Raw genomic sequence first — 4,835 nt, 5'->3', positions numbered from 1 at the left:
TCAACAGAATGCAGCATAAACCAGGTGAAGGCGATAAACGCCAGTATTGTGGACAGGCTGATAAAAAAGGTCAGCCGCAGAGCGAGTGAGAAAGGTCGTCTGGACGGTTTGCTATGCATCCGGGATCTCCAGCATGTAGCCCACGCCCCGCACTGTCTGGATCAGTTTTGTCCCGTAATCGTTGTCTATTTTAGCGCGGAGTCGCTTTACTGCGACATCAATCGCGTTAGTGTCGCTGTCAAAATTCATGTCCCAGACCTGAGAGGCAATCAGGGAGCGGGGAAGAACTTCTCCCTGATGGCGAATGAAGAATTCCAGCAAGCTGAACTCTTTACTGGTGAGCACAATGCGGTTCCCGGCGCGGCTGACTTTTCTGGATACGAGATCAACCGAGAGGTCAGCCACTTTAAGCTGGCTTTCCGTGATCATCGTGTTTCCCCGCCTGAGGAGGGTTCTTACCCGGGCGAGCAGTTCAGCAAACGCAAAGGGCTTCACCAGATAATCGTCCGCACCCAGCTCAAGTCCTTTGACCCTGTGTTCAATCGTGCCAAGGGCCGTCAGCAGTAATACCGGCATCCCCTTTCCGGCACTGCGCAGCATACGGATGATATCCCAGCCGTTTACATCAGGCAGCATGATATCCAGGATGACTAAATCATACTCGGCTGTCATGGCAAGATGATATCCGGTCAGACCATTATCAGCGTGATCCACGACGAACCCCGCCTCTGTCAGCCCCTTGCTGAGATATTCACCTGTTTTAATTTCGTCTTCAACGATTAATATTTTCATTATGCTCCCTGGCTGGCTGCTAATGTCATTTTATTGCGCCCACGATCGTTATCAACGGATTACAGCAAAAATGACAACATTGTCATTATCCTGTCACCCGGCAAACAGAGAGCGTTCGGTAAAGTATCCCTATCAATACTCTGGACTTCGTTTGAACCATTTACCAGGTCTGCCTGTACGAGAAGCGTTATGTTCAAATTAAAATTACTCAGCATCAGTACCATATTCATCCTGGCTGGTTGTGTTTCTCTGGCACCTGAATATCAGCGTCCGCCAGCTCCGGTTCCCCAGCAGTTTTCATTGTCTAAAAACAGTCTGACGCCTGCGGTAAACAGCTATCAGGATACGGGCTGGCGAAACTTTTTTGTCGATCCCCAGGTCAGCAGGCTGATCGGTGAAGCCCTGAATAATAACCGTGATTTGAGAATGGCTGCCCTGAAGGTTGAAGAGGCCCGGGCCCAGTTCAACGTCACGGATGCAGATCGTTATCCCCAACTGAATGCCTCATCCGGGATCACATACAACGGTGGTCTGAAAGGTGACAAGCCGACCACACAGGAGTACGACGCGGGTCTGGAGCTCAGCTATGAGCTCGATTTTTTTGGCAAACTTAAGAACATGAGTGAGGCTGATCGCCAGAACTACTTTGCCAGCGAAGAAGCCCGTCGTGCCGTACACATCCTGCTGGTCTCCAACGTTTCACAGAGCTATTTCAGCCAGCAACTGGCGTACGAACAACTCCGTATTGCGCGGGAAACGCTGAAAAATTATGAACAGTCTTATGCATTCGTTGAGCAACAACTGGTGACCGGGAGTACGAACGTTCTGGCGCTTGAACAAGCCAGGGGGCAAATCGAAAGTACCCGCGCCGAAATAGCCAAACGAGAAGGCGATCTGGCTCAGGCAAACAATGCCCTGCAACTGGTGCTGGGAACGTACCGCGCAGTTCCGTCAGAAAAAGGGATGAAAGGTGGGGAGATCGCACCAGTAAAATTGCCACCAAATCTGTCGTCACAAATATTGCTGCAGCGTCCGGATATTATGGAAGCGGAATACCTGTTGAAAGCGGCTGATGCTAATATTGGCGCAGCGCGAGCGGCTTTTTTCCCGTCCATTACCCTGACCAGTGGCCTTTCCGCAAGCAGTACGGAGCTGTCCAGCCTCTTTACGTCAGGAAGTGGAATGTGGAATTTTATCCCTAAAATTGAAATTCCTATTTTCAATGCCGGCAGAAACAAAGCCAATCTGAAGCTGGCTGAAATTCGCCAGCAACAGTCCGTGGTTAATTACGAACAAAAAATTCAGTCAGCCTTTAAGGATGTTTCCGACACGCTTGCGCTGCGCGACAGCCTTAGCCAGCAACTTGAGTCACAGCAGCGTTATCTTGATTCACTTCAGATAACTCTACAGCGTGCCAGAGGATTGTATGCAAGTGGTGCTGTCAGTTACATCGAAGTGCTGGATGCAGAACGTTCCCTCTTCGCGACGCAGCAAACCATTCTCGATCTTACCTATTCCCGACAGGTTAACGAAATTAATCTGTTTACCGCGCTGGGTGGCGGTTGGGTAGAGTAAATTTATTCAATTAATCAGGAAATTAAAATGCGTAATTCACTTAAAGCCGTTTTATTTGGTGCCTTCTCTGTCATGTTTTCTGCCGGTCTTCATGCTGAAACACATCAGCATGGCGATATGAATGCTGCCAGTGATGCTTCGGTACAGCAGGTTATCAAGGGCACCGGTATCGTTAAAGACATTGATATGAATAGTAAAAAGATTACCATTTCGCACGAAGCAATCCCGGCGGTGGGCTGGCCTGCAATGACCATGCGCTTCACTTTTGTTAATGCAGACGACGCTATCAATGCCCTGAAAACCGGCAACCATGTCGATTTCTCGTTTATTCAGCAGGGCAATATCTCCTTACTCAAAAGCATTAACGTTACGCAATCCTGATTAACAGTCCGGAGCGAATACATCCAGTGCGCCTGAACATTCATTATGGGATTACTGTGAATGAATAATCGTGCGCATATGCCAGGTGTTTTGATTTTTCAGCGAGAAATTGTATGGCTTCTTTAAAGATAAAATATGCTGCAATAATTATCAGCAGCCTCATAGCAGGAGGGCTGATATCGGTTACTGCCTGGCAGTATTTAAACTCATCACAAAAAACAGTACCAGCAGAACAAAAGGCACCGGAGAAAAAGGTACTTTTCTGGTATGACCCTATGAAACCGGATACCAAATTTGATAAACCCGGAAAATCGCCTTTTATGGATATGGACCTTGTGCCGAAATATGCTGATGAAAGTGGCGATAAAAGCAGTGGCGGGATCCGTATCGATCCAACTCAGGTTCAGAATCTGGGATTAAAAACGCAAAAAGTCACGCGAGGAATGCTGAATTATTCTCAGACAATCCCGGCTAATGTCAGTTACAACGAATATCAGTTTGTCATTGTGCAGGCGCGTTCTGACGGTTTCGTCGAAAAAGTGTATCCCCTGACGATTGGCGATCATGTGAAGAAAGGCACTCCGCTTATCGATATCACCATTCCTGAATGGGTTGAGGCACAAAGTGAGTTTCTGCTGTTATCCGGTACAGGCGGTACGCCAACCCAGATAAAAGGGGTTCTGGAGCGACTTCGTCTGGCTGGTATGCCGGAAGAGGATATTCAAAGGCTGCGTTCAACCCGCACAATCCAGACCCGTTTTACCATTAAAGCACCTATTGATGGTGTCATTACTGCATTTGACCTGCGCACCGGCATGAATATTTCCAAAGATAAGGTGGTGGCTCAGATTCAGGGGATGGACCCGGTCTGGATCAGCGCTGCAGTGCCAGAATCTATCGCCTATCTGCTGAAAGATACGTCGCAGTTTGAAATTTCGGTACCGGCTTATCCGGATAAAACATTCCATGTCGAAAAATGGAACATTCTTCCCAGCGTGGATCAGACAACCCGCACGCTTCAGGTCCGCCTCCAGGTTACTAACAAGGATGAGTTTCTCAAGCCGGGCATGAATGCCTATCTCAAACTGAATACCCAAAGTCAGGAGATGCTGCTGATACCAAGCCAGGCCGTTATCGATACCGGCAAAGAACAGCGCGTGATTACTGTTGATGATGAAGGCAAGTTTGTGCCGAAACAGATCCACGTTCTGCATGAATCACAGCAACAGTCCGGCATTGGCTCCGGTCTTAATGAAGGCGATACCGTGGTGGTCAGTGGCCTGTTCCTCATTGACTCCGAAGCCAATATTACGGGCGCGCTGGAACGTATGCGCCACCCTGAAAAAACAGAAAACAGTATGCCAGCAATGTCTGAGCAGCCTGTAAATATGCATTCAGGGCACTGAGGAGACGACGATGATTGAATGGATTATCCGGCGCTCTGTCGCCAACCGTTTCCTGGTCATGATGGGCGCACTGTTTCTCAGCATCTGGGGCACATGGACGATAATTAACACGCCGGTCGATGCGCTGCCTGACCTGTCAGATGTGCAGGTCATTATTAAAACCAGCTATCCCGGACAGGCTCCGCAGATTGTAGAAAACCAGGTCACCTATCCGCTTACCACCACCATGCTGTCCGTACCTGGCGCAAAAACTGTGCGTGGCTTTTCACAGTTCGGTGATTCGTATGTGTATGTCATTTTTGAAGACGGGACCGATCTGTACTGGGCCCGTTCGCGCGTGCTGGAATACCTGAATCAGGTTCAGGGCAAACTGCCTGCGGGTGTGAGTTCTGAAATCGGTCCGGACGCCACGGGAGTGGGCTGGATATTTGAATATGCCCTGGTCGATCGCAGCGGAAAACACGACCTTTCAGAACTGCGTTCTTTGCAGGACTGGTTTCTGAAATTTGAACTGAAGACCATCCCGAACGTGGCTGAGGTAGCCTCGGTTGGTGGCGTGGTGAAGCAGTACCAGATTCAGGTCAATCCGGTAAAACTGTCCCAGTATGGGATCAGCCTGCCCGAAGTGAAACAGGCTCTTGAATCGTCTAACCAGGAGGCCGGTGGTTCATCCGTTGAAAT

Annotated in this window: 6 protein-coding genes; 4 read left to right on the top strand and 2 right to left on the bottom strand. The window is 49.1% G+C overall.

All coding sequences use genetic code 11. The features are described 5' to 3' along the window. Together APU11_RS29155 and silR are read right to left on the bottom strand one after the other, a co-directional pair. Nucleotides 1-119 (bottom strand): hypothetical protein (locus APU11_RS29155; RefSeq protein WP_239500067.1); only part of this gene is annotated, 119 nt, incomplete at its 3' end. Next, nucleotides 112-792 carry a copper/silver response regulator transcription factor SilR gene (silR, locus tag APU11_RS04390; RefSeq protein ID WP_001572351.1) on the bottom strand — a complete coding sequence of 227 codons (681 nt, stop codon included), beginning with the start codon at nucleotides 790-792 and terminating at the stop codon, nucleotides 112-114. The genes silR and APU11_RS29155, both read right to left, overlap by 8 nt. Nucleotides 793-981: 189 nt before the next feature. On the opposite strand from silR, the gene silC reads away from it, so the two are divergent. The 4 genes from silC to APU11_RS04365 all read left to right on the top strand — a co-directional run. Further along, nucleotides 982-2,367, top strand: a complete 1,386-nt coding sequence (silC, locus tag APU11_RS04380; RefSeq protein WP_060578330.1) for a Cu(+)/Ag(+) efflux RND transporter outer membrane channel SilC — start codon at nucleotides 982-984, stop codon at nucleotides 2,365-2,367. A gap of 27 nt (nucleotides 2,368-2,394) precedes the next feature. Then, entirely contained in the window at nucleotides 2,395-2,748 is a 354-nt protein-coding gene (locus tag APU11_RS04375) for a Cu(+)/Ag(+) efflux RND transporter periplasmic metallochaperone SilF (protein ID WP_001246152.1), read from the top strand. Nucleotides 2,749-2,861: 113 nt separating this feature from the next. After that, entirely contained in the window at nucleotides 2,862-4,154 is a 1,293-nt protein-coding gene (gene silB, locus APU11_RS04370; protein ID WP_001446341.1) for a Cu(+)/Ag(+) efflux RND transporter periplasmic adaptor subunit SilB, read from the top strand. A 10-nt stretch (nucleotides 4,155-4,164) separates the two neighbouring features. Next, a partial coding sequence (locus tag APU11_RS04365; RefSeq protein WP_045405443.1) for an efflux RND transporter permease subunit occupies nucleotides 4,165-4,835 on the top strand: 671 nt, incomplete at its 3' end.

It is taken from the genome of Enterobacter sp. 50793107 (genome assembly GCF_001463365.1).
Taxonomy (GTDB): Bacteria; Pseudomonadota; Gammaproteobacteria; order Enterobacterales; family Enterobacteriaceae; genus Enterobacter; species Enterobacter cloacae.
This window is presented reverse-complemented; position numbering and strand designations above follow the sequence as displayed.

Bases quoted from the DNA above. Each gene is read 5' to 3' on its own strand.
- silB (WP_001446341.1), top strand. From the start codon at position 2,862: ATGGCTTCTTTAAAGATAAAATATGCTGCAATAATTATCAGCAGCCTC.
- APU11_RS04375 (WP_001246152.1), top strand. From the start codon at position 2,395: ATGCGTAATTCACTTAAAGCCGTTTTATTTGGTGCCTTCTCTGTCATG.
- silC (WP_060578330.1), top strand. From the start codon at position 982: ATGTTCAAATTAAAATTACTCAGCATCAGTACCATATTCATCCTGGCT.
- silR (WP_001572351.1), bottom strand. From the start codon at position 792: ATGAAAATATTAATCGTTGAAGACGAAATTAAAACAGGTGAATATCTC.